The organism is Methylobacterium segetis (assembly GCF_004348265.1).
Classification (GTDB): Bacteria; Pseudomonadota; Alphaproteobacteria; order Rhizobiales; family Beijerinckiaceae; genus Methylobacterium; species Methylobacterium segetis.
The window spans coordinates 1-25,236 of the sequence record NZ_SMNT01000086.1; the positions used below are offsets into that span (position 1 = coordinate 1).

The window sequence follows — 25,236 nt, forward strand, 5'->3', positions numbered from 1 at the left end:
TTCGGCGCCGGGCGCGGCGGCACGTTCTCGACGATCGGCCCCCCGGCGGGCGCGCCGGCCTCGGGGCCGGACCCCGTCGGCGAGGCGGCGGCCTCCCACTCCGCCTCGAGCTCGGCGCTGCGCCCGGCGAGCACGTCGGCGGGGCTGACGAACCACGCCTCGCGGCAGGCCGCGCAGCGCACCGAGCGGCCCTCCATCCCGACGCGGTCCGCCTCGATCCGGTACTCGCTCGCGCAGGCGGGGCAGACGATCAGCAGGGGTGTGGGGCCTCCGGCCCCGAATCGGCGGTTGCCGCCCGTTCAGAATCCACGCACATGGTTCTCGCGGCACAGGGTTAATCCCCGGTGAAGCCGCGGCCCGAGGGTGCGGTCGGCACGGGGGCTTGAAAATCCGCGCCCCGCGGGGTCAATCCACGGGACGCGCAGGCAGGCACCAGGGGGCGGGCGAACGGGTGAAGACAGGCAGCCTCCTCTCCGGCGCCGAGGAGCCGGTGGTTCAGTTCGAGAATGTCGGGATGCGCTACGGCCTTGGGCCGGAGGTGCTCTCGGACGTGAGCTTCCGCATCGCGCCGCGCTCCTTCCAGTTCCTCACCGGCCCCTCGGGCGCGGGCAAGACCACGCTCCTGCGCCTGATCCTGCTCTCGGTGCGCCCGACGCGGGGCCTCGTCTCGGTCTTCGGCGAGGAGGTGAGCGGCATCTCCAGCGAGGCGCTGACGGGCCTGCGCCGCCGCATGGGCGTCGTGTTCCAGGATTTCCGGCTCCTCGACCACCTGACCACCTACGAGAACGTGGCGCTGCCGCTGCGCGTCCAGGGCCGCGCCGAGACGAGCTACCGGGCGGAGGTGGTCGAGCTGCTGCGCTGGGTGGGCCTCGGCGAGCGCATGCACGTGCTGCCCCCGCTCCTGTCGGGCGGGGAGAAGCAGCGCGCCGCCATCGCCCGCGCCCTCATCGCCCGGCCCGAACTCCTGCTCGCCGACGAGCCGACCGGCAACGTCGATCCCGGACTCGGCCGCCGGCTCCTGCGGCTCTTCGTGGAGCTGAACAAGCTCGGCACCTCCGTCATCATCGCCACGCACGATTTCGGGCTGATGGAGCTCTTCCCGACCCGCCGGATGGTGCTGGGGCAGGGACGCCTGCGGATCGAGGATTGATGGCCGCCTCCCCGAACCCGGCCGCTCCGGCCATCGAGCCCGCCCTGCCCCCGACCCTGCGCCGGAACGCGCCGCTGGTCCCGACGGATTCGGCCGCGAGCCGCTCGCTCGCCGCCGTCATCGCCATCCTCACCTTCCTCGCCGCCCTCTGCGCGGGGGCGGCCGAGATCGTCGCCTCGAGCGCCGAGCAGTGGCAGGGCGCGGTCGCCCAGGAGGTGACGATCCAGGTCCGCCCCGGCCCCGGCCGCGACATCGACGCCGACATCGCCAGGGCGGAGGCGCTCGCCAAGGCCGAGCCCGGCATCCGGGCGACCCGCGTCTTCTCGAAGGCCGAGGCCGAGCGCCTGCTCGAACCCTGGCTCGGCAGCGGCCTCGACCTGTCGGACCTGCCGGTGCCGCGCCTCATCACGCTGAAGCTCGGCGACACCCCGGCGCCCGACCTCAAGCACCTGCGCGCGGCGCTCGGCGAGGCCCTGCCGGGCGTCGCCAGCCTCGACGACCACGCCCTCTGGCAGCAGCGGCTCTCGACCATGGCGACGACCTTCGTCGGGGCCGGAATCGGCATCGTCACCCTCGTCCTGATCGCGACGGGCCTCGCGGTCGCCTTCGCGACGCGGGGCGCGATGGCGGGCAACCGCGAGGTGGTCGAGGTGCTCCACTTCGTGGGCGCGGACGACGATTACATCGCCCGGGCCTTCCAGCGCCGCTTCTTCGGGCTGGGCCTGCGCGGGGGCGCCATCGGGGCGGGCCTCGCGCTCGCGGTCTTCGCGCTCGCCGGCCTCGTCGCCCGCGCCTGGCGCTCGGGGCCGGCGGGCGACGAGATCGAGGCCCTGTTCGGCGCCTTCCACATCGGCTGGCGGGGCTATGCCAGCGTGCTCCTCATCGGGGTCATCGCCTCCATCGTCACGGGCATCGTCTCCCGGCTCACGGTGCGGCGCTTCCTGGCCTGAGGGGAGCCCGGGGATCCGTTCCCGCACGTGGTTCGGTCCCGCACGTGGTTCGTTCCCGCAGATGGCCCGCACGCGCGAGCCGCCCGCGGGCGCGATTCCTCCGCGGGCCTACGGGCTTGCGGGGATCGTTAACCCTTTGTGAACCTTTGGAGGAGCGGAATACTTGCCTCTCCGGCGCCGCAATCGGCGCTATGGTCTGGGAGTATGAGCCCGCGGATGCCACGCGTTCCCGACATGAGGCCGGCCGAGGCCTTCGGCTGGGCCTGGCAGGAAGCGGGCCGGGCCACGGCAGGCCGGTCGGCCCGCCGCCCGGCCGCCGCGGCGCCCGCGCCGCGCCGGGGCCTCGTCGCGACGGTTCTCCTCGGGTTCGGCGGCCTCGGCTGCGTCTCGCTGCTCACGGGCTTCCTCGCCTTCGTCGCCTGCCTCGAGCGCACCGAGCGGGTGCCGCCGGGCCGCGCCGACGGGATCGTCGCGCTGACGGGCGGCGCCGAGCGCATCGGCGAGGCGATCGACCTCCTCGCGGGCGGCTACGGCCGGCGGCTCCTCATCACGGGGGTCAACGAGCGCACCAGCCGCGACGAGATCGCCCGCCTCAACCCGAGCCAGCGCTACTGGATCGAGTGCTGCGTCGACCTCGACTACCGGGCGCGCAACACGATCGGCAACGCCATCGAGACCCGCCGCTGGATGCAGCGGAACCGCTTCAACACCGTGGCCGTGGTGACCTCGAACTACCACATGCCGCGCACCCTGATCGAGCTCGACCACGCCCTGACCGGCAGCGACCGGGTGGTGCCCCACCCCGTCGTGGCGGAGGGCTTCGACGCCGGCCGCTGGTGGCAGCACCCGCCGGCCGCCCGGCTGCTCGCGGCAGAATACGTGAAGTTCCTCGTGGCCTGGCTGCGGACGCGCTTCGAGGCCGATCCGGAATATTCCCACGCGGCGGTGATCATCGGCCGCGGCAAGCCCGTGAAGATGGTCGCCGAGCCCATCCCGCGCGGGTTGGACTGACCACCGGCCCGCCGGGTCCGCTCACATCCCCCGGCAGCGGGTCTTGATCAGGCCCCCGAACTCCTTCTCCGAACCCTGGACCTGGGCGAGCCGCTCCGTGCGCTCGCCGCCCGACAGGCAGCGCCCGTAGACGCTCGCGACCCGCCGCATCGTCTCGACGTGGCGGCGCCAGATCCGGCAGCGGGAGGCGTCGTCGCCCTCGGCCTGCTCGAGCTGGTCGATCGCCTGCCGCTGCATGGACTGGGCGACGAGGAGGTCGCGCGGGCAGGCCGTGTCCCCGCCCTGGGCGCGGGCGGCCGGGGCGGCGAGGACGAGCAGGGCGGCGAGCGCGCCCGCGCGGCGGAGGAGCGGTCGGGTCAAGGGAGAGCTCTCACGCGGCCTGCGAGGCGGAGGTGTGGGTCAGGAGCGCGTAGAGGGCGCTCGCGTCGCGGGCGGCGCGGATCCGCTCCAGCATGCCGGGCTCGCGCAGGATGCGGGCGACCTGGGCCAGCGCCTTCAGATGGTCGGCGCCCGCGCCCTCGGGGGCGAGCAGCAGGAAGGCGATGTCCACGGGCTGCCCGTCGAGCGCCTCGAAATCGACCGGCCGCTCCAGGCGGGCGACGAGGCCGAACAACCGGTCGAGGCCCGGCAGCTTGCCGTGCGGGATCGCGACGCCGTCGCCGATGCCCGTCGAGCCGAGGCGCTCGCGCTGCAGCAGGGTCTCGAACACCTCCCGCTCGTCGAGGGCGGGCAGGCGGCGCACGGCCTGGGCGCTCAGGTCCTGCAGGACCTGCTTCTTGGCGCGGGCGCGTAGCGACGGCATCACGGAATTCGGATCCAGGAATTCCAGCACTGACATGGAGGACCGCTGCCCCGTCGGCCGGGTCCGCTCCGGACCCCGCGCAGTGAGTTTGGTACCGCGGGCCCGGCCCCTTGCCCGGACTCGTCCGGCCCTTTGGTCAATGAGCGGTGTCCGAGGCCGGTTCCGGCCTCGCTCCCGCGCGTCGGTTTCAGGACGCGGCGTCGGGCGGATCGACCCAGCCGATCGCTCCGTCGCTGCGCCGATATACGACGTTGATGCGCCCGGTGCCAGCGTGAACGAAGACGAGGACCGGCGCGCCCGTCATGTCGAGGGCGGTGACCGCCTCGCTGACCGAGTGGCGCTTGAGGGTCTTGGTGCTCTCGGCCACGACCGGCGGGTGGGCCGCGCCCTCCCCCTCCTCGTGAACGTCCTCGTGGACCTCCTCCTCCGGGTCCTCCACGGGCGCGGCGAAGACGGCGTAGGCCGCCTCGACCGTGGCGCCGTTATGCTCGGCGGCGCCGTGGTCCTTGAGCTTGTGCTTGTAGCGGCGCAGGCGCTTCTCCAGCCGGTCGGCCGTCTGCTCGAAGCTCGCGCGGGCATCGTGGGCGGCGGAGGAGGCCTCGATCGTGAGCCCCGAGACGAGGTGCAGCACGCAATCGGTCCGGTAGGCGGTGCCGTCGCGGCGCAGCGTGACGTGCCCGGAGCACGTCCCGTTCATGTGGCTGTCGAGGTATTTCGAGAGGGTGGCGGCCATCCGCTCTTCGACACGCCCGCGCAGGGCCTCGCCGAGGTCCAGGCCATGGCCTGTGACGCGCAATGACCCCATGATTCCTCCGGTCTCTCGATGTGGTTGCCCGCGACTTAAGGATTGCCGCCTTCAGAAGTCAACGCGCGCCGAAGCCGTCCGGGCCCGCCGGGTCCAAGGGCCGAGCGAAGGGCCAAGCCAAGGACGGGGCGCAGGACCGAGTCAGGGACCTAGCGCAGGGCCGGGGCGAAGTTTCCGCGCCGCCGCTCGATCGAGGAGGGAATCCGCAGGGATTCGCGGTATTTCGCCACCGTGCGGCGGGCGATGTCCACGCCCTCGTCGCGCAGCTTCTGCACGAGCGCGTCGTCCGAGAGCACGTCGCTCGGCGTCTCCCCGTCGACGAGCTGCTTGATCCGGTGGCGCACCGCCTCGGAGGAATGGGCGGCCGCGCCCGCCGCGCCCGGAATCGCCGCGGTGAAGAAGTACTTCATCTCCAGCGTGCCGCGGCTCGTGCCGATCGACTTGTTCGAGGTGACCCGCGAGACCGTGCTCTCGTGCATGCCGATCGCCTCGGCCACGGTCTTCAGGTTGAGGGGGCGCAGATGCGTGACCCCGTGCACGAAGAAGCCGTCCTGCTGGCGCACGATCTCGGTGGCGACCTTCAGGATGGTGCGCGCCCGCTGCTCCAGGCTGCGCGTCAGCCAGTTCGCGGTCTGCAGGCATTCGGAGAGGAACGCCTTGTCGCCCTCGGCCACCGAGCCCTTCGAGACGCGGGCATAGTAGCTCTGGTTGACGAGGATCCGGGGCAGCGCCTCGCCGTTGAGCTCGACGAGCCAGGAGCCGTCCGGGGCCGCGCGCACGAACACGTCCGGGATCAGCACCTCGACGGCGCTGCCGCCGAAGGCGCGCCCGGGCTTGGGATCGAGGCGGCGGATCTCGGCCAGCATCTCGACGAGGTCCTCGTCGTCGACGCCGCAGAGCCGGCGCAGCGCCGGGAAGTCGCGCTTGGCGACGAGGTCGAGGCGGGCGACGAGCGCCTGCATCGCGGGATCGAACCGGTCCTTCTCGCGGAGCTGGATCGCGAGGCACTCGGCGAGGTCGCGCGCCGCGACGCCGGCCGGATCGAAGCCCTGGACGAGCTTGAGGATCCGGGCCACCGTGTCGAGGCTCGTGCCCAGCCGCTCGGCGACCGCGTCGATCGAGTCCCGCAGGTAGCCCGCCTCGTCGACCGCGTCGATCAGGAACCCGCCGATCAGGCGCTCGACGGGATCGCGGGTGGCGAGATCGAGCTGCGCGGCGAGATGCTCGCGCAGCGACGTCTCGGCCGTGAGCGTCGCCTCGAAATCGGGCGCCTCCCCGTCGAAGCTGCCGCCGGTATTGCCGTAGGGGGCGGGCGTCAGCGAGAGCATGTCGCCGGAGGCCGCCTCGCGGGCCGGGCTCGGGTTCTCGTCGGGGAAGACGTTGTCGAGGCGCGTGTCGAAATCGCCCTCGATCTCGCTGCGGCTCGGGTTCAGGTCCTGGCTGAGCCAGGATTCGGGCTCGCCGCCCTCCCCGTCCGCGGCCTCTCCGCCCTCTCGGCCCTCGAAGGCCGTATCGGAGGTCGCCTCGGGGGTCTCGTGCCCCTCGCCGTCGACGCGCTCCAGGAGGGGGTTGCGCTCCAGCTCGGCATCGACATAGGCCGCGAGGTCGAGCTGGGAGAGTTGGAGCAGCTTGATGGCCTGCAGGAGCTGCGGCGTCATCACCAGGGCCTGACCCTGGCGCATCTCCAGCCGTTGCAGCAAACTCATCGCGAAGCCCCGATTCTCCGATGCGACGTGCAGATCCCTGCCGCGAGGGGCGGCACGTTTCTTGCTTCTTTCCCGAGATCCAGATCTAGACCCAGTGCCCGGGCGCGTCAAAGCGTGATCGCGCATGACGCGTCGCGGCATTCCGCCGTGGCCGCGACGGCACAGTCGGAGTGTCCGGCAGATTGCTTTCCGCGTGGTGTGCGGGCGTAGCCGCGGGATGATCGCGATCAACGCGCCCCCGTCGCGAAACGGGATCGCGATCCTAGAGGCGGAAATCCTCGCCGAGATAGAGCCGGCGCGCCTCGGGATTGGCCACGATCTCCTCGGGCGTGCCCTCGGTGAGGATCCGGCCCGAATGGGCGATGTAGGCGCGGTCGATCAGCCCCAGCGTCTCGCGGACGTTGTGGTCGGTGATGAGGACGCCGATGCCCCGCTGCTTCAGGTGCTTCACGAGGTCTTGAATGTCGCCGACCGCGATCGGGTCGATGCCGGCGAAGGGCTCGTCGAGGAGCATGAAGCTCGGCGAGGAGGCGAGCGCCCGGGCGATCTCGCAGCGCCGCCGCTCGCCGCCCGACAGGGCGATGGAGGGCGACTTGCGCAGGCGCGTGATGTCGAATTCCTCGAGCAGCGCGTCGAGCTTGCGGGCCCGCTCCTTCCGGTCGGGCTCCGCCACTTCGAGGACCGCCCGGATGTTGTCCTCGACGGTGAGCCCGCGGAAGATCGAGGCCTCCTGCGGCAGGTAGCCGATGCCGAGCCGCGCCCGCTGGTACATGGGCAGGTGGGTGATCGGCATCCCGTCGAGGGTGATGTGGCCCTGGTCGGCCGAGACGAGACCGGTGATCATGTAGAAGATCGTGGTCTTGCCCGCCCCGTTCGGCCCGAGCAGCCCCACCGCCTCGCCGTTGTGCACGGTGAGCCCCGCCTCGTGCACCACGGTGCGGCTGCCGTAGCTCTTGCGCAGGCCCCGCACGCAGAGGATGCCGGGGCCGCCCTCGGCGGCGGGCGCGCCGTCGGCGCCCGTCTCCGGCGCGGTCCGCCCGCGGCCGAGGAGGCGGCCGAGGAGCGAGGGGCCCCGCACCCGCGCGGCAGCGCCCGCAGCGCGCCGGTCGGCGGGCGGCCGCAGGACCTGGGCCGGCTCGAGGGGAAGGGTCGAGGCGCTCAAGGGGGGATCACGGAGCCTGGGCCCGCGCCTTCCCGGCGGGCTGGTCGGCGCCCTCGGCGGGCTTGGCGGCCGGCTTGGCGAGGTTCGGCGGCGGGGGGCAGCCCTTGGCACCGCCCTTGGCGTCGGCCTTCTCGCCCGGGACGAACAGGGCCGAGACGCGCCCGCCCGCGACGGGGTCCATGTTGGCGCGGCCCGTGCCCATGTCGTAGACGAGGCGCGAGCCGCGCGTGACGTTCTGGCACTGGCTGAGCACGACGTTGCCGGTCAGCACGATGCGGCGGGCGGTCTGGTCGAACACGGCGTTGTCGCCGGTGGCGACCTGATCCTTCTGCACCACCGTGACGGGGCCGGCGCACTCCACCTTCTGGATGCCGTTCTCGGCCATCGAGGGCTTCTCGGCCGCCTCCTCGCCGGGCGCATCGTCCGCCTTCTTCGCCTCCTTGCCGCGCTTGTAGTGCACGGTCAGGCTGGAGCAGCGGATGGTGCTGTCGCCCTGGACCGCCACGACGTTGCCGGCGAACACCGCCTTGTTCTCGCGGTCGAACACGTCGAGCCGGTCGGCGTCGATCTTGATCGGGTCCTTGCCGCCGCCGCCGAGGGCGCCGAGCGGCGCGGCGCTCTCCTTGCGGGGCGCGGCCGGGGCCGTGGGGGCGGCGGGCTTCTGGGCGAGGGCCGGCCCGGCAGCCAGCCCGGCGGCGAGGAGGGCCGCGAGCGCGAGGGGAAGGTGCCGCCTCATCGGCGCCCGTCCGCGGGCTCGGCCGCCGAGGTGCGGATACGGGCGCCGCCCGTCTCGCCCGTGTCCTTCTCGGGGGCCTGGAACAGCGTGCGCACGTTGCCGACGAAGGAGATCACTTTGCCGTTATCGACGACGTCGAGGCTGTCGGCGGTCACCGAGCCGCTCGGCACCGTCACGGTGACGGGCTCGCGCGACTTCACCGTTCCGGCCTTGAAATCGACCGCGGCCGAGCGCAGCCGGATCTCCTCGCCCTTGTCGGTCCAGAGCCGGATGTCCTTCTCCAGCGTCAGCGCCTCGCGGCCGGTGTCGAACAGGCCGGTCGCGGCCTCAAGCCGGGCGATGCCGCCCTTGTCGTCGGTGGCGATGTGGCCGCGCATGGCCTCCAGCTCGATCAGGCTCGGCCGACGCATGTCCTGGAGGGCCGCGGCCGCCGTGACCTCGTAGCCCCGGTCGCCCTTGCGGAAGCCCGAGAGGCGCGGGTTCTCCATCTTGACCTTGCTGCCCGTCAGGCTCACCGGGCCGACCGAGACGGCCGGCACGGCGCCGCCGAAGGGATTGAGGAGAGCCGCGGCGAGGAAGAGCCCGGCCCCGCCCGTCGCCACCGGGATGACGAGCCGCAGCCAGCGCACCCGGGCGCTGTGGTTGCGCGCGCGGGCATGCGCCCGCCTCCGGCGCGCGCTCTCGCCGCTCGCGGTCTCCCTCGTCTCGACGGCCTCGACCACTGGCATGACTTTCCCGAAGGGATGCGCCCGGCTGATCACGGTCCGGGCTGCCTCACGCGCGTTTCCCGCCGCGCAGCAGACTCACCCTGCATCGGCGGGAGCCGGATGCGCCCGGCCGGTGGCGAAGTTATGGCCTGAGCGTTTCCGAATGTTCAACCATGACGCGCGGTTGCGGGAGGAAGCATCCCGTTCTCCCGTGGCGATGTGCGTCGCCGCACGCCCCGGCCGCCCTCCTCAGGAATGGGCGAAGACGTCGATCTCGGCCCAGCCCGCGAGGTCGAGCCGGGCGCGGGTCGGGAGGAAGTCGAAGCAATCCTGGGCGAGGTCTGTGCGGCCCTCGCGGGCGAGCATCGCGTCGAGACGGGCGCGGGCGGCGTGCAGGTGGAGCACGTCGGAGGCCGCGTACTCGACCTGAGCCTGGCTCAGGGCCTCCGCCCCCCAGTCGGAGGATTGCTGCTGCTTCGAGAGATCGACGCCGACGAGTTCGCGCACGACGTCCTTGAGCCCGTGCCGGTCCGTGTAGGTGCGGGCGAGCTTCGAAGCGATCTTGGTGCAGTAGACCGGCACCGGCATCACGCCGAGATACTGGAACAGCACCGCGAGGTCGAAGCGGGCGAAGTGGAAGATCTTGAGGACGCCCGGGTCGGCGAGGACCCGCTGCAGCACCTCGGGCGCCGGCCCCTCGGGCAGGATCTGGACGACGTCGGCGCTGCCGTCGCCGCGGGAGATCTGCACGACGCAGAGCCGGTCGCGATGGGGGTTGAGGCCCAGCGTCTCGGTGTCGATGGCGATGGCGGGGCCCGCCTCGTAGTCGGCCGGCAGGTCGCCGCGATGGACGCGGATGGTCGGTGAGGCGGGCATCAGGTCAGGTCTTTGGGGGACAAGCGGTTTTCGCCGCCTATCATCCGCGCCTCCCGCCCGCAAGCCCGGCCCGCGGGAGGCGGGCCGGGCGGGGCGGCCACCGCCTATTTCTGCTTGGCGATGACCTTGTCCTTGATGCCCTCGTAGACGGTCTGCGGGATGATCTTCTTGGACACGAGCTCGTCCTTGCCCTTGTAGGGGCGGCCCTTGATGATCGCGGCCGAGCGCGCCGCGCCGATGCCGGGCAGGGCGTCGAGTTCCTCGGCGCTGGCGCTGTTGAGGTCGACCAAGGCGGTCTTGGCGGCGTTCGGCGCGCCGGCCACGGGAGCGCTGGGCTTCGCCGGCGCCGTGGGAGTGGCGGGCGCGGCCGGCGCCGTCGGGCTCGGCTTCGTGGGCGTCGCGGGCGCCGGCGACTGGGCGAGCGCCGGGGCCGCGGCGAGGCAGAATGCGAGGGCGAGGCCGCGCACCAGGGACGCGGTGGTAAGGGACGTGGTCATGGCGGGATCTCCCGGCGCCGTGACGGCCCGTTCGGCCGCATCGGCAGTCCAGAGAGCTAGAGCGGCCGGCTTGAACCCGCGCTTAATGAGGCGTTCACCGCTCCGATCCCCGTGATCCGTCCGAGCGTCGCGGACCGGACATCCCGACGCGCCCCTCCGGCATCCTCTCCTTGCCGCGCCCGCGAGACGGCTCTAGCCAGACGGGGTGCGGGCGGCTATAAGCGCGCCCTCGAATCTCCGTTTGACGACGGTGCGCGAGGCGATCCGCCGACAAGACGGGGGAGCCGCCCGGGCGCCGCTTTGGCATAAGCAGGATCCCGCCATGGCCGTTCCGAAGCGAAAGACCTCCCCCTCGCGGCGCGGCATGCGCCGCTCCGCCGACGCCCTCAAGGCCCCGACCTATGTCGAGGACAAGGATTCGGGCGAGCTCCGCCGTCCCCACCACATCGACCTGAAGACCGGCATGTACCGCGGCCGTCAGGTCCTCAAGGTGAAGTCGGCCGAGGCCTGAGACGCCTCGGCTCCGCCAGGCGCGGCCTCAGGCCCGCCTGCGCGCGGCCTCCGCGTAGAGCGCCGCGGCCTTCCGGGTCCGCTCCGCCCGCGACGGGTGCAGGCGCGGATCCTCGCTCACGATCAGCTGTGCCACGAAGCCCGCGAGCGGCCGGCGCGCGGGCCTTCCCGCATGGGCCGTGCCCTGCGGGGCCCCGATCGTCAGGGCGTGCGAGCCGTTCGGCTCGGCGCGTTCCCTTTCGGGACACTCATCCGTCTCACCCTGCGCCATCGGCCCTGCCCTCCGCGTGGTCCAACGCGGATGTTGCAAGGGTGGAGCCGGCGTTAACGGTTCGTCAACCGTTCCGGGGCCGCCCGCGCCCTACTTCTTGGCGAGCGCTTCCAGCCGCTGCTGCATCTCCGCCATCTGGCGCTTGAGGTCGTCGAGGTCGCTGCCGGGCGGCACGGCCGCGGGCGGCTGCGCGGTCGTCGGGACCCCCGCCGCCCCCTGGGCTCCGGCGCCGAAATTCGTGAACATCTTCATCGCGTCGCCGAAGAAGTTCATGTTGGCCCGCACCTGCTCCTCGAGGGCGTGCTGGAACGCCGAGGGGCCGAAGCTCTGCGACAGCTTCTCGCGCAGGCCGTCCTGGTCCCGGGCGAAGTTCGCCATCGAGAATTCGAGGAAGCTCGGCACCATCGTGCGCATGCTGTCGCCGTAGAAGCGGATCAGCTGGCGCAGGAAGGCGACGGGCAGGAGGTTGTCCTCGCCGGCCTTGTTCTCCTGCTCGAAGATGATCTGCGTGAGCACCGAGCGGGTGATGTCGTCGCCCGAGCGCGCGTCGTAGACGACGAAATCCTCGCCGCTCTGCACCATGGTGGCGAGGTCTTCCAGGGTGACGTAGGTCGAGGTGCCGGTGTGATAGAGGCGCCGGTTGGCGTATTTCTTGATGACGGTCTGATGCGCCTTACCGTTTTCCGCCATCTGTGCGGCCTCTCCCGACCCGTACCTGCCGGCGCCGCCCTCGTTCAAGGCGCGCGCATCGAGACAGGGCGCTCCGGACGCGCCCGCACCGACCTTAAGACTTTCGCCCGCCGACGAAAACAGCAATTTCCTGCTCATCCCCGCAGAATAATGCCGGCGGCGTTCCATTCCAAGCGTGTTCAATCCTGCGGGTCCGTCACCGCCCTCCGCATCGCCTGCTTGACTTCATCTGGCCCAAGGCTTTCATCCGGAGAACGGCATCAGAGCGCGCGAAACCCAGAGAGCTCCAAGCAGCGCCGGCCGCGAGAGGAGAACGTCAGATGGCAGGCAGCGAAGAGATCGTGATCGTCGGTGCGGCGCGCACCCCGGTCGGCTCCTTCGGCGGTGCGTTCGGCAGCGTGCCGGCGCACGAACTCGGCAAGGTCGCGATCAAGGCGGCGCTCGAGCGCGCCGGCGTCTCGCCGGACGAGGTGGACGAGGTGATCTTCGGCCAGGTGCTCACCGCCGGCGCCGGCCAGAACCCGGCCCGGCAAGCCGCCATCGCCGCCGGCATCCCCGAGAAGGCCACCGCCTGGGGCCTCAACCAGGTCTGCGGCTCGGGGCTTCGCACCGTCGCCATCGGCATGCAGCAGATCGCCAGCGGCGACGCCAAGGTCATCGTCGCGGGCGGCCAGGAATCCATGTCGCTCTCGCCCCACGCCCAGTACCTGCGCGGCGGCCAGAAGATGGGCGACGTCAAGCTCGTCGACACGATGATCAAGGACGGCCTCTGGGACGCCTTCAACGGCTACCACATGGGCACCACCGCCGAGAACGTGGCCCAGGCCTTCCAGCTCACCCGCGAGCAGCAGGACGCGTTCGCGGCCCGCTCGCAGAACAAGGCCGAGGCCGCCCGCAAGGAGGGCCGCTTCAAGGAGGAGATCGTCCCCGTCACGGTGCCGGGCCGCAAGGGCGACACCATCGTCGATACCGACGAGTACATCCGCGACGGCGCCACCCCCGAGGCGATGGCCAAGCTCAAGCCCGCCTTCTCGAAGGACGGCACGGTGACGGCGGGCAACGCCTCCGGCCTCAACGACGGCGCCGCCGCGATCGTGCTGATGTCGGCCTCCGAGGCCGAGCGCCGGGGCCTCAAGCCGCTCGCCAAGATCGTCTCCTGGGCGACCGCCGGCGTCGACCCGAAGATCATGGGCACCGGCCCGATCCCGGCCTCCCGCAAGGCCCTCGACAAGGCGGGCTGGAAGCCCTCCGACCTCGACCTGATCGAGGCGAACGAGGCCTTCGCGGCGCAGGCGCTCGCGGTCAACAAGGACATGGGCTGGGACGACGAGAAGGTGAACGTCAACGGCGGCGCCATCGCCATCGGCCACCCGATCGGTGCGTCCGGCGCCCGCGTCCTCGTCACGCTCCTGCACGAGCTGAAGCGGCGCGACGCCAAGCGCGGCCTCGCCACCCTCTGCATCGGCGGCGGCATGGGCGTCGCTATGTGCGTCGAGCGCCCCTGAGCCGGCACGCTCCCCGCGCGGGCCTCAAAACCTCTTGAGGCCCGCCGCAATTTTATTGGCGTGCGGCCGGCCCGTCCGGGCGGCAGAATGCGCCATCCGAAGTCTTCATAAGAACATCAGGAGGAAACCATGGCTCAGGAACGCGTCGCCCTCGTCACGGGCGGGACGCGCGGCATCGGCGCCGCCATCTCGAAGGGCCTCCAGGCCAAGGGCTACAAGGTGGCCGCGAATTACGGCGGCAACGACGAGGCGGCCAACGCCTTCAAGGCCGAGACCGGCATCCCCGTCTTCAAGTTCGACGTCGGCGACCTCGCCTCCTGCGAGGAAGGCATCAGGAAGATCGAGGCCGAGGTCGGCCCGATCGACATCCTGGTGAACAACGCCGGCATCACCCGCGACGGCGCCTTCCACAAGATGAGCTTCGAGAAGTGGCAGGCGGTGATCCGCACCAACCTCGACTCGATGTTCACCTGCACCCGCCCCCTCATCGAGGGCATGCGGGAGCGCGGCTTCGGGCGCATCATCCTGATCTCGTCGATCAACGGCCAGAAGGGCCAGGCCGGCCAGACCAACTACTCGGCGGCCAAGGCGGGCGTGATCGGCTTCGCCAAGGCGCTGGCGCAGGAGAGCGCCTCCAAGGGCATCACCGTCAACGTGATCGCGCCGGGCTACATCGCCACCGAGATGGTGATGGCCGTGCCGGAGGACATCCGCAACAAGATCATCTCGACGATTCCCGCGGGCCGCCTCGGCGAGGCCGAGGAGATCGCCCGCGCCGTCGAGTACCTCGCGGCCGAGGATTCCGGCTTCATCACCGGCTCGACCCTGACGATCAACGGCGGCCAGTACTTCACCTGATCCGGCGGCCGGGGGGCCGGGCGCCCGGCCCCCTCCCCGTCATTTCGCGCGCTCGGGCTCGAGCGCGCTGATCTCCAGGACGAATTTCTGTCGCAGGGCGCGGGCGAAATCGCCGTAGCCCCTGGCGGCGAGCAGGAAGGCGCCGGGACCGGTGAGCACGTGGTCCCGGTACCAGCGGTCGAGGGTTGTCTCACCGCCCTGCGGCCCGATCGGCAGGGCGCGCAGGCCGTAGCCCGGCGAGCGGAAGGCGCCCGCCCCCACCACGTCGTTCTCGCCGGGCACCAGGATCGGCAGGCCGTTGATGGTGGCGCCTCCCCTGGCGAGGGCGTCGCGCTCGGCGTGGATCGCCTCGACATCGGTGCAATTGTCGATGCCGTCGCCCGAGACGTCGATCACCACCCGGTCGGCCGCGACCGGCAGGGCGGGCAGCACGTTCGCGCCGACCGTGCGCAGCATCTGCCCGAGACAGGTGAAATCCCCGGCCTGACGCGGCACGGCCCGGACGAGGGCGGCCGCGGCGGCCGCCTCCCGGCGGCTCGCGATCCGGCGCCAGCCGACGGCGAGACTGGCCTTGTCGGCCCAGGTCACCATCGCGAACATGATGCCCCCGGAATTGCCCGTGATGGCGGCGAGCACCGACGGGTCCTCCAGCGCCTCGGCGATCCCCTCCATCTGCAGCCGGAAGCGGTCCTCGTCGACGGATTGCGAGACGTCGACCGACACGACGAGGGCGGTGGCGACGCTCTCCTCGACCGCTGCCGCCGGCGCGAGCCCGGCGAGCCCGGCGGCGAGGACGAGGGCGGCGCGCCGGCTGGCCCATCGGGCCGCGCCCTCGCGCTGTCGGATCCCACTCCCCATGCCGCCCCTCGCCCTTCCCACGGGCCGCTCTCGGGCGGCCTCGCGCCATTGTCGAGACTCGGCCGATCCCCCGCAAGCCCGGGCCGCCTCAGCCCCGCGGGGTCGGGCGCCAATCCGGCGGGGCCATCTCGAACCCCTCGAACCGGAAGGCGGGCGAGACCGTGCAGCCCACGAGCGTCCAGGCGCCGAGGCTCGTCGCGGTCTGCCAGTGACCCGCCGGCACCACGATCTGCGGTCGTTGCCCCCGGGCGATGTCCGGCCCGAGGTGCCGCGCGGTCGCGTCGTGCCCGTTCGGGCTGACCGTGAGGACGAGGGGAGCGCCCGCGTACCAGTGCCAGATCTCGGCGGCATCGACCCGGTGCCAGGCCGAGGTCTCGCCGACATCCAGGAGATAGTAGATCGCGCTGCCGGCCGAGCGGCCCTCGATCGTGCGCGGGTCCCGGAACGTCTCGCGGTAATGGCCGCCCTCGGGATGGGGCTGAAGGGAACGCGCCGCGATCATCTGCGCCGCCGTCATCGATCCGGACATTCTCGCACCTCCTGCAATCCTGATTTTTGGCGCAACGGCGGCCGAAAGCTTAAGGACCTGTAAAATTTCGGACCTTCCGATCGCTGCGCAAAGCACTCGAACTATCCTTAACCACGCTTACTGACGCATCATCAGCAAATTTGTGTTCACTTCGAAGGAGAACCACTGCGCTTTCGACCGAGGATCTACCATGCCGCTGTGGCACGCCCGTCTCCGAACGGACCAGCGCGGAAACGTCGCGATCATGTTCGGCCTCTCCCTGCTGCCGGTGCTGGCGATGACCGGAGCGGCGATCGACTACAGCCAAGCGAGCCTCGTGCGCGCCCGCCTTCAGGCCGCGACCGATGCCACGGCTTTGCGCCTGTGCCAGCTGCCGAAGGCGACCGCGGATGCCGACATCAGGAGCAAGGCGCTCACCTGGATGAAGAGCTACATGGCGAGCGACGCCGTCACCCTGCCCGACAAGGATTTCAAGATCGCCTCCGATCCCCGCCAGATCGAGATGCGGTCGCTGGTGCCGTCGACGACCTATTTCGGCAGGATCTACAAGTATTTTGGCGCAACGCCCTTCGAGAGCGCGATGCCCGTCTCCGCCTCGGCGCGCTGCGCCGCGCCCGTGCCGCAGGATTTCGAGATCGCCCTCGTGCTCGATACGACGGGCTCGATGGACCGCGCGGACAAGGGCGGCGTCTCGAAGATGGAAGCCCTTCGGAAGGCGGCCAAGGACTTCCTCGACTTCGTGGCGAGCAATCCGTCCTTCTCGACCAACACCCGCATCGCCATCGTCCCCTTCGCCTCGGCGGTGGCCCTCGACGCGACGACGACCGACGGGGCGGCGTGGGTGGACCGGGACGCCAAGTCTTCGCTCCACTGGACCAACTTCGACGTCGACAAGACCATCTTCAAGAGCCGGCTCGAGATCTTCGACTCGCTGAAGAAGAAGTATTCGAGCTGGAGATGGGGCGGCTGCTTCGAGTCGCTGCCCTACCCCCTCAACGTCAGCGACGGCGGCTTCGACGCCAGCAAGGGCGACAGCTACTACGTCCCGATGCTCGCCCCCGATGAGCCGGGCACCGCCCAGGACGCGGTCGCGACCGGCTACGCCTCGGGCAAGAAATCGACCTACAGCTCGTATTACCGCGCCTACGTGCAATACAGCTACAACAGCTATCTCGGCGACAAGACGAACGCCAACAATTGCCAGGGCGACCCAGGCGACGCGGTCACGGCCGAGAAGCGCCTGTGCAAGTACGTGAGCCCGTCGGACACCTATTTCCGCGCCGCCGCGGGCACGACCGTGGCGAACGGCCCGAATTACGGCTGCACCAGCCAGCCGATGCTGCGGCTGACCACCGACATGACGGCACTGCGCAACAAGATCGACAGCCTGACGGCGAACGGGGCCACCAACATCCAGGAGGGCCTGATCTGGGGCTGGCGGGCCCTGTCGCCCAACAGCGTGCTGGCCGACGGCGTCAGCTATACCAAGCCCAATTCCCGGAAGATCCTCATCCTGATGACGGACGGGTTCAATTCCTGGAACGACAACCCGTACAATCCCTACAGCATCAACCAGTCGTTCTACAGCAGCTTCGGCTTCTTCGTGAACGCGAACGACACCAAGGCCTCCGACGGCACCGCCACCTCGCGCTTCCCCGCCACGATCGCCAATCCGACCGACAGCGACAGCGCCCGCGCGGCGATGGACACGCTGACCAAGACGACCTGCGACAACATCGCCAAGCTGCCCGCGCCGATCGAGACCTTCACGATCGGGTTCAGCATCGACAGCGACAAGATCGACCAGAAGGGCATCGACCTGCTCGCCGGCTGCGCCAGCAAGCCGACCAACACCCACGCCTTCGTCGCCAACGACTCGACGGCCCTGGTCAGCGCCTTCCGGCAGATCGCGACCTCGATCGGCGCGCTCCGCCTGACCCAGTGAGCGCCGGCAGGCCGCGGGACGACCGCGATCTGCGCCCCTACTCGGCGATCGCCGGCCCCTACTCGGCGATCGCTCCCTGCGGCAGGCCGAAGCCCGGAGGCGCCTGCGGGGGCGTCCGGGCGGGCTTGGCCACGGCCTTCTCGCGGGGTCGTGCCTTGGGCGGGGCGGCCTCCTCGGTCTTGGCCCCGTCCGCGCCGGCCGCCTCCTCGGCCTTGGCCGCGGCGCGCGGCACAGGCTGGCCCTTGCCCTTGCCCGGATTCTTCGCCTTCGCCTCCTGAGGCACCGTCACGGCGGGTGCGTCCGCGCAACCGCGGAAGCCGAGGCTCGCGAGCGTCTCGCCGGCCTCGGAGACGATCGTGATCGGGTCCGGCAGGAGGGGCAGGGAGGGCTCCCAGCGGATCGGGCCGCCGAGCTGCGCCTCGAGCACGCCGGGCGAACTGCCGCGCCGCAGGGCGGCGAGGTCCGGCCCGTAGGCCGTCGCGAGCTTGTTGCCGATCACCACCTGCAGCACCTGCGTGACCTCGGGCGTCAGGGGGCGCAGGGGGTTCTCCACCTCCGCCCGTCCCTTGCGCGTGACGTAGAGCGCGAAGCTCTTCGGGCCCTCGTAGCGGGCCGCCCGCGCCCCGCAGGGCTCGGGTGCCTGCGCGGCCGGCAGCGCGGTCTGTGCGAGCGCCGGGCCGGCGGAGATCAGGGCGAGCAGCGCCCAGGCCGACGAGCCGGCGCGCCTCTCGGCGCGCAGCTTGGCGCGCAGCTTGGCGCGCAGCTTGGCGCGCAGCTTGGCGCGCAGCTTGGCGCGGATGAATCCTGTCACGACGTCCCGCTCCGCTCCCCGTGTCCGCGTCATCGTCCCTCGCCCGGGCCCCGGCGGGGCCGGTGTGCGTCCGCCTCTCGGCCCGGCTCGATCGGCTCCAGATCGAGGACGGGCGCCGAGCGGTCGATCGGGCTCTCGCGCCTGCCCACCCCGCCGAGCACGAACGGCTCGTCGTCGTCGTCGGGATCGTTCGGCAGGCGGAGCGGCGGACGCCGGCCGCGCGCCATCATCGCGGCGGCCATCGTGCCGGCGATCGCCAGGGCCGCCACGGCGGCCAGGATCAGGATGGTTTCCATAGGCTTTCCTGCGCCGCCCAGCGTTACCCCAAGGCGAGCACGGTTGCATCACCGCGCGTGGGAACCCCGTCTCTGGTATGCCAGCCCTGCTCCGAGCGCGGCTTGGCCGTGACGGAACGGTCCTTGCGTCGGCCCCCGCACGCGACGAGAAGACGGGCGAGCCGACTTTGACCCGCGTGAGCGACCCGATGCCCGAAGGCCGATCCATGCGCACGGACGAGACCACCCGCACGCCCGAGGACCTCGAGGCCCATCTCCTCGGCCTGATCGAGACCTCCCGCGAGCAGGCGAAGGAGGATCCGTTCCGCAATCCCGTCCTCGCCGTGACGCTCGCGATCACGCGCCGGTTCGACCGGGGGGAGATCGGCGCGGGCGATCTCGACGCCCTGTTCGTGCGCCTGCGGGAGCAGTCGCTCGGGGAGCGGGCGGCGCGCCTGCGCGCCTATGTCGGGCTGGAGGGCGATGCGGGCTTCGGCGCGGACACGGCGATGCCGGCCCGCCTCGTTGCCGCGATCCCGAAGGGTCCCGGCGATTTCGAGACGCTGCGCGATCTCGTGGGGCGCACCGCCTTCGCCGTCGTGTTCACGGCCCACCCGACCTTCGGCATGCCCAAAGCGGTGGCGGCCCTGATCGCTGCGGCCGCGAGCGAGGGCAGCGCGCCGGCGCGGGAACCGGTCATCGCCGAGGCGGCGGCGCTCTCGACGCGCCCCGATCCCGTCATCACCCTCGACGGCGAGTTCGAGCAGGCCTGCATCGCGGCCAATCACGGCCGCGCCGCGCTGGACGCCTTCAACGGCGCCCTCCTCGACGCCGCCCGGGAGCGCTGGCCGGATCGCTGGACCGAGCTCGTGCCGCGCCCCTTCGCCATCGCGAGCTGGGTCGGCTGCGACACGGACGGGCGCACCGACATCGGCTGGTGGGACACCCTGCGCTACCGGCTCGAATCCAAGCGGATGCAATTGGAGCGCGTCGCGCGCGAGTTGCCCGACATCCCCGCCACCCGGGTGGTGCGCGAGTTGACCGGGAATGCCCTCTCGGCGGTCAGCCGCCAGCTCGCCGTGGCGCCGCGCCTCGGCACGCAGCCCTCGCTCGAGGCCGTGCACCGCTTCGCGCTGGCGCTCATCATCGAGCGCGAGCGGGCCCAGACCGATGCGGGGGCGCTGCTCGCCGGCCTCGCCGCGGCGATCACGGCGACGGACGACGACGCCGACCGGCGCAGCATCGCGATCCTGCGCTCGGGCATCGCGACGCACGGGCTCTCGAACGCCCTGCCCCACTTCCGGCTCAACGCCTCGCAGATCCACAACGCGGTGCGCCGGGTGATCGACCTCGACGGCGAGCCGACGGATGCCGCGCAGCGGCGCTCGCACCTCGCCACGATCCACACGCTGCTCAACGACGTGCAGCCCGTCGCCGTCGATTTCGGGGCGCTCGCGGCCGAGCGCGCCTCGGCGGCGCGCCTGATGATGACGATCGCGCAGATCCTCAAGCACGTCGACGGCACGCATCCCGTGCGCTTCCTGATCGCGGAGACCGAGACGGGCTACACGCTGCTCGCCGCCCTCTGGCTCGCGCGCCATTACGGGATCAGCGACAAGGTCGAGATCACGCCGCTCTTCGAGACAGCCTCGGCGCTGGAGCAGGGCATCCGCGTCCTCGACGACGCGCTGCGCAACCCGCATTGGCGCCAGTACCTGAAGCGGATCGGCCGCCTCGCCGTGCAGTTCGGCTACTCGGATTCCGGCCGCTACGTCGGCCAGCTCGCCGCGACCTTCTGGATCGAGCGGCTGCGCCTGCGCCTCACCGAGCTTCTCGTGCAGAACGATCTCGGGGGCGTCGAACTCGTCATCTTCGACACGCACGGCGAGTCGATCGGCCGGGGCGCCCACCCCTCCTCCCTGCGCGACCGCCTCGCCTATCTCGCGCCGGAGGATGCGCGCCGCCGCAACCGCGCGGCCGGCATCGGGGTGCGCCTCGAATCGAGCTTCCAGGGCTCGGACGGCTACCTGATGTTCGGGACCGCTCCCCTCGCCCGGGCCAGCGTCGCCCGGATCGCCGAGCACGTCTTCGCCCTCGACGTCGCGGACGACGACACATTCGCCGATTACGTGCTCTCCGACCCGCGGAGCGGGGCCGACGAGGCGGACGATCCCGTCTACGCCGAGGCCGACTTCGCCACCGAGTTCTTCACGGTGGTGCGCCAGGACATGGAGGCGCTCGTCGACGACCCGGGCTACGCGGCGCTGCTCGGCACCTTCGGCCCGAGCCTGATCGACCGCACGGGCTCGCGCCCCGTCGTCCGGCAGTCGGATTCGGGCGGCCCCGCCATGATCACGCATCCGCGCCAGATGCGGGCGATCCCGAACAACGCGATCCTGCACCAGCTCGGCTATCTCGCGAACTCGCTGCACGGGATGGGCCGCGCGGCGGGCCGGGCGCCGGACCTGTTCCGGGATATGCGGCGGGATTCCGTGCGCTTCTCCCGAGCCTTCCGCCTCGTCCAGCACGCGGCGAGCGTCGGCGACCTCGACGTGCTGCGCGCCTATATCGACACCCTCGATCCGGCGGTCTGGCTGGAGCGGGCGCGGCGCACGCAGCGCGACACGCGGCGCGAAGAGCTCGTGATCATCGCGGGCGCCCTCGACCGGCTCAATCTCGCCCCGAATCTGCGGCGCTTGTTCGGGCGCCTCACCACGGATTGGCTGAGCCTGCAGCAAGCCGCCCCCGATCTCGGCAAGATGTCGGTGCGCCTCACCCTGCTCCACGCGATCCGCCTCGCCCTGATCCACCGGATCTGGTTCCTGGCGGTCCACATCCCGGGCTTCCGCCCCCAGGCCGGCGTGACCCGAGAGCAGCTGCTCGAGCGCTTCCTGCGCCTCGACATCGACGGCTGCCTCACGCTGCTCGCCGAGATCTTCCCGATCACCCCGGATCCGACGCTCGGGCTGAATTTCGGCGAGCCGGCAGGCCCCCGCGACGTCGGCACCTACGAGGCCGAGCATACCGGCCTGTTCGAGCCGATCGGCCGCATGTTCGCGCAGGTGCGCGAGATCTCGGGCATGATCCAGCACGAGGTCGGGGCGTTCGGGTAAGGCACGCGCAGGATCCGCGACGCGCCCCCGCTCCCGCGGGGGCACGGCGCGGCCGGCAGCCCTCACACCGCCGCCACCGTCAGCATCGTCCCGGTCATCCCCGTGACCCGGACCCAGGTGCCGGCCGGAAGATCGGGGCCGGTGATGCGCCAGAGGGTGTCGTCGAAACAGATCGTGCCCGTGCCGCCGACGATCGCCGTCGTGAGCATGCCCTCGCGCCCGATCAGGCCGCGATCCGCCCGGTTGAGGCCGGAGATCGGCCGCTTGGCGAGGCGGCTCGCCAGGGCCACGCTCGCCACCGCGAGCCCGGCGAAGACGAGGAGCTGCGCCTGCCAGGGCAGGGTCACGAGGGCTGCCAGCAGCCCGGTCAGCAGCGCGGCGAGCCCGAGCCAGACCAGGAACACGCCCGGCAGCGCGAGTTCCGTGCCCATCAAGAGGAGGCCGGCGAGGATCCAGGCCCAGGCGGGTCCGATCTCGGCCGTGAGCTGGCTCAGCATCGGGGTGCTCACGTCTTCGGGACGGTGCCGGCGCTCGGCGGCAGCCCGGAGCGGGAGCGCGGCGGCGCCCCCTCCCCTCCGAACACGGCCCGCGTGATCTCGCCGATGCCGCCGAGGGTGCCCGCGAGCGCGGCCGCCTCGATCGGCACCACCACGACGCGCTGGTTCGGCGCGGTGGCGATGGCCCGCACCGCCTCCACGTACTTCTCGGCGACGAGGAAATTCGCCGCCGCGAGGTCGCCCTGGGCGATCGCCTCGCTCACCATCGCGGTCGCCTTCGCCTCGGCCTCGGCGCCGCGCTCGCGCGCCTCGGCATCGCGGAAGGCCGCTTCGCGCCGCCCCTCCGCCTCCAGGATCGTCGCCTCCTTGCGCCCCTGCGCCCGCAGGATCTCGGCCTGCTTCTGGCCTTCCGCCTCCAGGACCGAGGCGCGTTTCTCGCGCTCGGCCTTCATCTGGCGGGCCATGGCGCCCGCGAGATCGGCGGGCGGCACGATGTCCTTGATCTCGATGCGGGTCATCTTCACGCCCCAGGGCGAGGCGGCGGCATCCATCACCCGCAGCAGCCGCTCGTTGATCTCGTCCCGGTGCGAGAGGAGCTGGTCGAGGTCCATCGAGCCGACCACGGTGCGGATGTTCGTCATGGTCAACGTCATCATCGCGACCTCGAGATTCGAGACCTCGTAGGAGGCGCGGGCCGCGTCGAGCACCTGGTAGAACACCACCGCGTCGATGGTGACGCCGGCATTGTCCCGCGTGAAGGCCTCCTGGCTCGGCACCTCGATGACCTGCTCCATGATGTTCACGCGCCGGCCGATCCGCTCGACATACGGCACGATGAGCCCGAGCCCGGCCTCGAGGTTGCGCGCGTAGCGCCCGAACCGCTCCACCGTGTAGACGTAGCCCTGCGGCACGATGTTGATGCCGATGGCGAGCGTCACGATGACGAGCACGGCGAGCGCCACCGCCACGGCGCTCAGGCCGATCGAGAGATCCATGCTCCGCCCCCCGGACATCCGCTCCTGTCGCGGGCCATTGAGGCGGAGGCGGCGCCGTTCCGCAAGGGGCGGTGCGAGGGGGAGGCGGGATGGCGCCTCAGCGCTTCCAGACGCCGAGACGCTCGCTGCGCGCGTGATCCTCGGCCGCGACGAGATCCGGCGTCGCCTCGGGCGAGGCCCGGCCGCCGCCGTTGAACAGGACGACTTCCGAGAGGTCCCGCCCCTCGACCTGGCAGAGCACGTTCTGGCTGCCCGTCACGGGCAGGCAGGTGACGGCGCGCCCGGCGAGATAGCGGGTGAGGTCGTCGGCCTGGCCGCCGCGCACCCACTCGACGCCGAACAGGCGCACCAGCGTGCCGCCGACGCGCAGGGTGGCGGTGTCGATCACCTCGGCGGGGCCGCTGATCTCGTTCGGGTTGGCGGGGGCCGGGTTTGCGGGCGCCTCGCCCGCGGCCGCCCGGCTCTCGGGCTCGGCGGAAGCCCCGGGCGCGGGCGCCGCCCCGCCCCCCGGATCGGTCGCGGATTCGGTGCGCGCGCCCGTGACGTTCGGGCCGGGACGATCCGGGCGGCTCGTCACGAGGACGGCCGCGCCGACCGCGAGGATCACGGCCGCGAGGCCGGCGGCGAGGTAGCGGCGGCGGCCCGTGCCGTCATCCGAGGCGAGGGCGTCGCCGAGCCGCTCGCGGGCGCGCTGCAGGCGCTCGCGCCACGCGCTGCCGGCCGGCTCCGGCGGTAGGGTCTCGGGCACGGCCTCACCGGTGGCCGAGAGCGGTTCGGCCTCGGTGCGCGCCGGCCGCTGGCTGTCGAGGCGCCCGCGAAGGGCGCCGAGCGAGGTCCCGAGGCGCGTGGCCAGGGCTCGCCCGCGCGCCGAGGAACTCGCGACGAGCGACTTCGCGAGGGCGGATTGCGTCTCGACGAAGCGGGCCGTCGCCGCCCGGACGTCGGAGCCCTCGGGATCGGCGGGCGCGCCCGGCTCGGCGGCCCCCTCCCCCGCATTCCGGGCGGCGGAGAGGTCGGGCACGGGCTCCGGCAGGAACAGCGCGGGGTGGCGCCGCTTCAGGTCCGCCACGAGATCGTCGAGGCTCAAGGGTGCGTCGGCGGCGGAGCCGGCCTTGCCCTCCTCCGCGGGCTCGCGCAGCCGCGTCGCGCCGGTCCTCGGGTCGACGACCCGGTAGCCCGCCGCCGAGGGGTCCGGCTCCACGGCGGCCTGGGCCAGAAGCTCCAGGGTGCGCAGGGCCACCGGCTGCGGGCGCGCGGCCTCGATCGCGGCCCGGATGCGCCCGCGCAACCGCTCCCGCTCGTCGGCGGTGGGCAGGCTCGACGCGGATTCTGGCACCGGGCGCTCGTTCAAAACCTCTGCGGCCTCCGACACCGTCAACGCGGATCCTCGCTCATGGGTACCGGCCGCCTCATCCGCGGCCCGTCGCGGCGGGTCCCGCGCTGAGTGTGGCGCCGCGGCGCAGGACGCGGCTCGACTCCGAGACGATGACCGGCCGCCCGCCCGCGAAGCTGACTTCGAGCGTCAGGTCGGACACGCCCTGCGACAGCGCCCCCGTCCCCGGGTTCCGCGCCTGGAAGCTGAAGACCGCGCTCACGACGCAGGTGGCGGCGGAAGCGTTGCAGGCCGTGCGCGTCGTGCCGGGCTGCAACTCGTAGCGCCGGTCGGGCCAGCGGCGCGCGAAGCGGCGCTTCTCCGCCACGAGGGCCGGCAGCGACATCAGGCGGCCGTGGAAGCGCACCTGCTCGGCGTAGAAGCGCGGCGCCGTCGCGGCAAGACCCGCGCCCGTGCCCGAGACGCTGTCGACGTAGTCGTCGGCGAGCCGGCGGGCCGACTCGGCCCAATCGCCGAACCGCGCATCCGTCGCGGGGGCCGGTGCGCCGGTCGGGGCGGGCGCCGGCGTCTCGGCCAGCCGCCGCGGCGGCGCGTGGCGGATGTGGGCGTGGTGGGTTTGCGGGCGGCGGCGCTCCGCGCGCTCG

At 72.0% G+C, this 25,236-nt stretch carries 28 protein-coding genes; 8 read left to right on the forward strand and 20 right to left on the reverse strand.

Features of this window, described 5'->3' with window-relative positions; genetic code table 11:
- Nucleotides 1-257, reverse strand: a 257-nt coding sequence (locus E1J50_RS19480) for an MJ0042-type zinc finger domain-containing protein (protein WP_207919248.1), incomplete at its 3' end; no start/stop codon positions are given.
- A gap of 194 nt (nt 258-451) precedes the next feature.
- On the opposite strand from E1J50_RS19480, the gene ftsE reads away from it, so the two are divergent.
- The 3 genes from ftsE to E1J50_RS19495 all read left to right on the forward strand — a co-directional run bounded on the left by ftsE (nt 452) and on the right by E1J50_RS19495 (nt 3,111).
- Nucleotides 452-1,150 (forward strand): cell division ATP-binding protein FtsE, encoded by a 699-nt coding sequence (gene ftsE, locus E1J50_RS19485; RefSeq protein ID WP_132255489.1) that lies wholly within the window; start codon nt 452-454, stop codon nt 1,148-1,150.
- Nucleotides 1,150-2,100 carry a cell division protein FtsX gene (locus E1J50_RS19490; protein ID WP_132255490.1) on the forward strand — a complete coding sequence of 317 codons (951 nt, stop codon included), beginning with the start codon at nt 1,150-1,152 and terminating at the stop codon, nt 2,098-2,100. The genes ftsE and E1J50_RS19490 overlap by 1 nt, the downstream gene beginning before the upstream one ends.
- Nucleotides 2,101-2,316: 216 nt before the next feature.
- Nucleotides 2,317-3,111 carry a YdcF family protein gene (locus E1J50_RS19495; RefSeq protein WP_132255491.1) on the forward strand — a complete coding sequence of 265 codons (795 nt, stop codon included), beginning with the start codon at nt 2,317-2,319 and terminating at the stop codon, nt 3,109-3,111.
- 21 nt (nt 3,112-3,132) lie between these two features.
- Here E1J50_RS19495 and E1J50_RS19500 read toward each other — a convergent pair whose 3' ends face one another.
- The 9 genes from E1J50_RS19500 to E1J50_RS19540 form a co-directional block, all read right to left on the reverse strand.
- Nucleotides 3,133-3,471, reverse strand: a complete 339-nt coding sequence (locus E1J50_RS19500; protein ID WP_132255492.1) for a hypothetical protein — start codon at nt 3,469-3,471, stop codon at nt 3,133-3,135.
- Between the two features lie 10 nt (nt 3,472-3,481).
- The gene (gene ptsN / locus E1J50_RS19505) at nt 3,482-3,949 is read right to left on the reverse strand and encodes a PTS IIA-like nitrogen regulatory protein PtsN (RefSeq protein ID WP_109889695.1); all 468 of its coding nucleotides are present in this window, start codon (nt 3,947-3,949) and stop codon (nt 3,482-3,484) included.
- A 151-nt stretch (nt 3,950-4,100) separates the two neighbouring features.
- Nucleotides 4,101-4,718: a ribosome hibernation-promoting factor, HPF/YfiA family gene (hpf, locus tag E1J50_RS19510; protein ID WP_132255493.1), complete on the reverse strand. Its 618-nt coding sequence runs from the start codon at nt 4,716-4,718 to the stop codon at nt 4,101-4,103.
- A 149-nt stretch (nt 4,719-4,867) separates the two neighbouring features.
- A complete protein-coding gene (rpoN, locus tag E1J50_RS19515; protein ID WP_132255494.1) occupies nt 4,868-6,424 on the reverse strand; it encodes an RNA polymerase factor sigma-54 in 1,557 nt (518 codons plus the stop codon).
- A gap of 262 nt (nt 6,425-6,686) precedes the next feature.
- Entirely contained in the window at nt 6,687-7,502 is an 816-nt protein-coding gene (lptB, locus tag E1J50_RS19520) for an LPS export ABC transporter ATP-binding protein (protein ID WP_207919249.1), read from the reverse strand.
- Nucleotides 7,503-7,593: 91 nt separating this feature from the next.
- Nucleotides 7,594-8,322, reverse strand: coding sequence for an LptA/OstA family protein (locus E1J50_RS19525; protein WP_132255495.1), 729 nt, complete (start codon nt 8,320-8,322; stop codon nt 7,594-7,596).
- On the reverse strand, nt 8,319-9,050 hold the full coding sequence (gene lptC, locus E1J50_RS19530) for an LPS export ABC transporter periplasmic protein LptC (RefSeq protein WP_132255496.1): 732 nt from the start codon (nt 9,048-9,050) through the stop codon (nt 8,319-8,321). Before lptC ends, E1J50_RS19525 begins: the two co-directional genes overlap by 4 nt.
- Before the next feature lie 228 nt (nt 9,051-9,278).
- Nucleotides 9,279-9,905, reverse strand: coding sequence for a ribonuclease D (locus E1J50_RS19535; protein WP_132255497.1), 627 nt, complete (start codon nt 9,903-9,905; stop codon nt 9,279-9,281).
- A gap of 104 nt (nt 9,906-10,009) precedes the next feature.
- Entirely contained in the window at nt 10,010-10,402 is a 393-nt protein-coding gene (locus E1J50_RS19540) for a ComEA family DNA-binding protein (RefSeq protein ID WP_132255498.1), read from the reverse strand.
- Between the two features lie 322 nt (nt 10,403-10,724).
- On the opposite strand from E1J50_RS19540, the gene rpmF reads away from it, so the two are divergent.
- Entirely contained in the window at nt 10,725-10,913 is a 189-nt protein-coding gene (gene rpmF / locus E1J50_RS19545; RefSeq protein ID WP_003601373.1) for a 50S ribosomal protein L32, read from the forward strand.
- A 27-nt stretch (nt 10,914-10,940) separates the two neighbouring features.
- Here rpmF and E1J50_RS19550 read toward each other — a convergent pair whose 3' ends face one another.
- Nucleotides 10,941-11,183 carry a hypothetical protein gene (locus tag E1J50_RS19550; RefSeq protein WP_132255499.1) on the reverse strand — a complete coding sequence of 81 codons (243 nt, stop codon included), beginning with the start codon at nt 11,181-11,183 and terminating at the stop codon, nt 10,941-10,943.
- Nucleotides 11,184-11,273: 90 nt separating this feature from the next.
- Nucleotides 11,274-11,873 (reverse strand): polyhydroxyalkanoate synthesis repressor PhaR, encoded by a 600-nt coding sequence (gene phaR / locus E1J50_RS19555; protein WP_132255500.1) that lies wholly within the window; start codon nt 11,871-11,873, stop codon nt 11,274-11,276.
- 320 nt (nt 11,874-12,193) lie between these two features.
- On the opposite strand from phaR, the gene E1J50_RS19560 reads away from it, so the two are divergent.
- Together E1J50_RS19560 and phbB are read left to right on the forward strand one after the other, a co-directional pair.
- On the forward strand, nt 12,194-13,378 hold the full coding sequence (locus E1J50_RS19560) for an acetyl-CoA C-acetyltransferase (protein WP_132255501.1): 1,185 nt from the start codon (nt 12,194-12,196) through the stop codon (nt 13,376-13,378).
- Between the two features lie 129 nt (nt 13,379-13,507).
- Nucleotides 13,508-14,236 carry an acetoacetyl-CoA reductase gene (gene phbB / locus E1J50_RS19565; protein ID WP_132255502.1) on the forward strand — a complete coding sequence of 243 codons (729 nt, stop codon included), beginning with the start codon at nt 13,508-13,510 and terminating at the stop codon, nt 14,234-14,236.
- Nucleotides 14,237-14,275: 39 nt separating this feature from the next.
- On the opposite strand, the gene E1J50_RS19570 is transcribed toward phbB, so the two are convergent.
- Entirely contained in the window at nt 14,276-15,094 is an 819-nt protein-coding gene (locus E1J50_RS19570) for a DUF1194 domain-containing protein (protein WP_132255503.1), read from the reverse strand.
- Between the two features lie 88 nt (nt 15,095-15,182).
- Nucleotides 15,183-15,623 (reverse strand): cupin domain-containing protein, encoded by a 441-nt coding sequence (locus E1J50_RS19575; RefSeq protein WP_132255504.1) that lies wholly within the window; start codon nt 15,621-15,623, stop codon nt 15,183-15,185.
- A gap of 190 nt (nt 15,624-15,813) precedes the next feature.
- Here E1J50_RS19575 and E1J50_RS19580 point away from each other — a divergent pair, with 190 nt between their 5' ends.
- Nucleotides 15,814-17,568, forward strand: coding sequence for a pilus assembly protein (locus E1J50_RS19580; protein WP_132255505.1), 1,755 nt, complete (start codon nt 15,814-15,816; stop codon nt 17,566-17,568).
- 58 nt (nt 17,569-17,626) lie between these two features.
- Here the strand turns inward: E1J50_RS19580 and E1J50_RS19585 are convergent, their stop codons facing one another.
- Both E1J50_RS19585 and E1J50_RS19590 read right to left on the reverse strand, forming a co-directional pair.
- The gene (locus E1J50_RS19585; RefSeq protein ID WP_132255506.1) at nt 17,627-18,379 is read right to left on the reverse strand and encodes a hypothetical protein; all 753 of its coding nucleotides are present in this window, start codon (nt 18,377-18,379) and stop codon (nt 17,627-17,629) included.
- A gap of 29 nt (nt 18,380-18,408) precedes the next feature.
- Nucleotides 18,409-18,675, reverse strand: a complete 267-nt coding sequence (locus E1J50_RS19590) for a hypothetical protein (RefSeq protein ID WP_132255507.1) — start codon at nt 18,673-18,675, stop codon at nt 18,409-18,411.
- Between the two features lie 206 nt (nt 18,676-18,881).
- Between E1J50_RS19590 and E1J50_RS19595 the strand changes: the two genes are divergently transcribed.
- Nucleotides 18,882-21,767 (forward strand): phosphoenolpyruvate carboxylase, encoded by a 2,886-nt coding sequence (locus tag E1J50_RS19595; RefSeq protein ID WP_132255508.1) that lies wholly within the window; start codon nt 18,882-18,884, stop codon nt 21,765-21,767.
- Nucleotides 21,768-21,829: 62 nt separating this feature from the next.
- Here the strand turns inward: E1J50_RS19595 and E1J50_RS19600 are convergent, their stop codons facing one another.
- The 4 genes from E1J50_RS19600 to E1J50_RS27485 form a co-directional block, all read right to left on the reverse strand.
- Nucleotides 21,830-22,264, reverse strand: coding sequence for an NfeD family protein (locus E1J50_RS19600; RefSeq protein WP_132255509.1), 435 nt, complete (start codon nt 22,262-22,264; stop codon nt 21,830-21,832).
- Nucleotides 22,265-22,272: 8 nt separating this feature from the next.
- Nucleotides 22,273-23,259, reverse strand: coding sequence for an SPFH domain-containing protein (locus E1J50_RS19605; RefSeq protein ID WP_132255510.1), 987 nt, complete (start codon nt 23,257-23,259; stop codon nt 22,273-22,275).
- 97 nt (nt 23,260-23,356) lie between these two features.
- On the reverse strand, nt 23,357-24,595 hold the full coding sequence (locus tag E1J50_RS19610; protein WP_132255511.1) for a nuclease: 1,239 nt from the start codon (nt 24,593-24,595) through the stop codon (nt 23,357-23,359).
- Between the two features lie 73 nt (nt 24,596-24,668).
- The coding region (locus tag E1J50_RS27485; RefSeq protein WP_165937920.1) for a hypothetical protein at nt 24,669-25,236 on the reverse strand (568 nt) is incomplete at its 5' end.

Bases quoted from the DNA above. Each gene is read 5' to 3' on its own strand.
- E1J50_RS19490 (WP_132255490.1), top strand. From the start codon at position 1,150: ATGGCCGCCTCCCCGAACCCGGCCGCTCCGGCCATCGAGCCCGCCCTG.
- E1J50_RS19495 (WP_132255491.1), top strand. From the start codon at position 2,317: ATGCCACGCGTTCCCGACATGAGGCCGGCCGAGGCCTTCGGCTGGGCC.
- ptsN (WP_109889695.1), bottom strand. From the start codon at position 3,949: ATGTCAGTGCTGGAATTCCTGGATCCGAATTCCGTGATGCCGTCGCTA.
- hpf (WP_132255493.1), bottom strand. From the start codon at position 4,718: ATGGGGTCATTGCGCGTCACAGGCCATGGCCTGGACCTCGGCGAGGCC.
- rpoN (WP_132255494.1), bottom strand. From the start codon at position 6,424: ATGAGTTTGCTGCAACGGCTGGAGATGCGCCAGGGTCAGGCCCTGGTG.
- E1J50_RS19525 (WP_132255495.1), bottom strand. From the start codon at position 8,322: ATGAGGCGGCACCTTCCCCTCGCGCTCGCGGCCCTCCTCGCCGCCGGG.
- lptC (WP_132255496.1), bottom strand. From the start codon at position 9,050: ATGCCAGTGGTCGAGGCCGTCGAGACGAGGGAGACCGCGAGCGGCGAG.
- E1J50_RS19535 (WP_132255497.1), bottom strand. From the start codon at position 9,905: ATGCCCGCCTCACCGACCATCCGCGTCCATCGCGGCGACCTGCCGGCC.
- E1J50_RS19540 (WP_132255498.1), bottom strand. From the start codon at position 10,402: ATGACCACGTCCCTTACCACCGCGTCCCTGGTGCGCGGCCTCGCCCTC.
- rpmF (WP_003601373.1), top strand. From the start codon at position 10,725: ATGGCCGTTCCGAAGCGAAAGACCTCCCCCTCGCGGCGCGGCATGCGC.
- E1J50_RS19550 (WP_132255499.1), bottom strand. From the start codon at position 11,183: ATGGCGCAGGGTGAGACGGATGAGTGTCCCGAAAGGGAACGCGCCGAG.
- phaR (WP_132255500.1), bottom strand. From the start codon at position 11,873: ATGGCGGAAAACGGTAAGGCGCATCAGACCGTCATCAAGAAATACGCC.
- E1J50_RS19560 (WP_132255501.1), top strand. From the start codon at position 12,194: ATGGCAGGCAGCGAAGAGATCGTGATCGTCGGTGCGGCGCGCACCCCG.
- phbB (WP_132255502.1), top strand. From the start codon at position 13,508: ATGGCTCAGGAACGCGTCGCCCTCGTCACGGGCGGGACGCGCGGCATC.
- E1J50_RS19570 (WP_132255503.1), bottom strand. From the start codon at position 15,094: ATGGGGAGTGGGATCCGACAGCGCGAGGGCGCGGCCCGATGGGCCAGC.
- E1J50_RS19575 (WP_132255504.1), bottom strand. From the start codon at position 15,623: ATGTCCGGATCGATGACGGCGGCGCAGATGATCGCGGCGCGTTCCCTT.
- E1J50_RS19580 (WP_132255505.1), top strand. From the start codon at position 15,814: ATGCCGCTGTGGCACGCCCGTCTCCGAACGGACCAGCGCGGAAACGTC.
- E1J50_RS19590 (WP_132255507.1), bottom strand. From the start codon at position 18,675: ATGGAAACCATCCTGATCCTGGCCGCCGTGGCGGCCCTGGCGATCGCC.
- E1J50_RS19595 (WP_132255508.1), top strand. From the start codon at position 18,882: ATGCGCACGGACGAGACCACCCGCACGCCCGAGGACCTCGAGGCCCAT.
- E1J50_RS19600 (WP_132255509.1), bottom strand. From the start codon at position 22,264: ATGCTGAGCCAGCTCACGGCCGAGATCGGACCCGCCTGGGCCTGGATC.
- E1J50_RS19605 (WP_132255510.1), bottom strand. From the start codon at position 23,259: ATGGATCTCTCGATCGGCCTGAGCGCCGTGGCGGTGGCGCTCGCCGTG.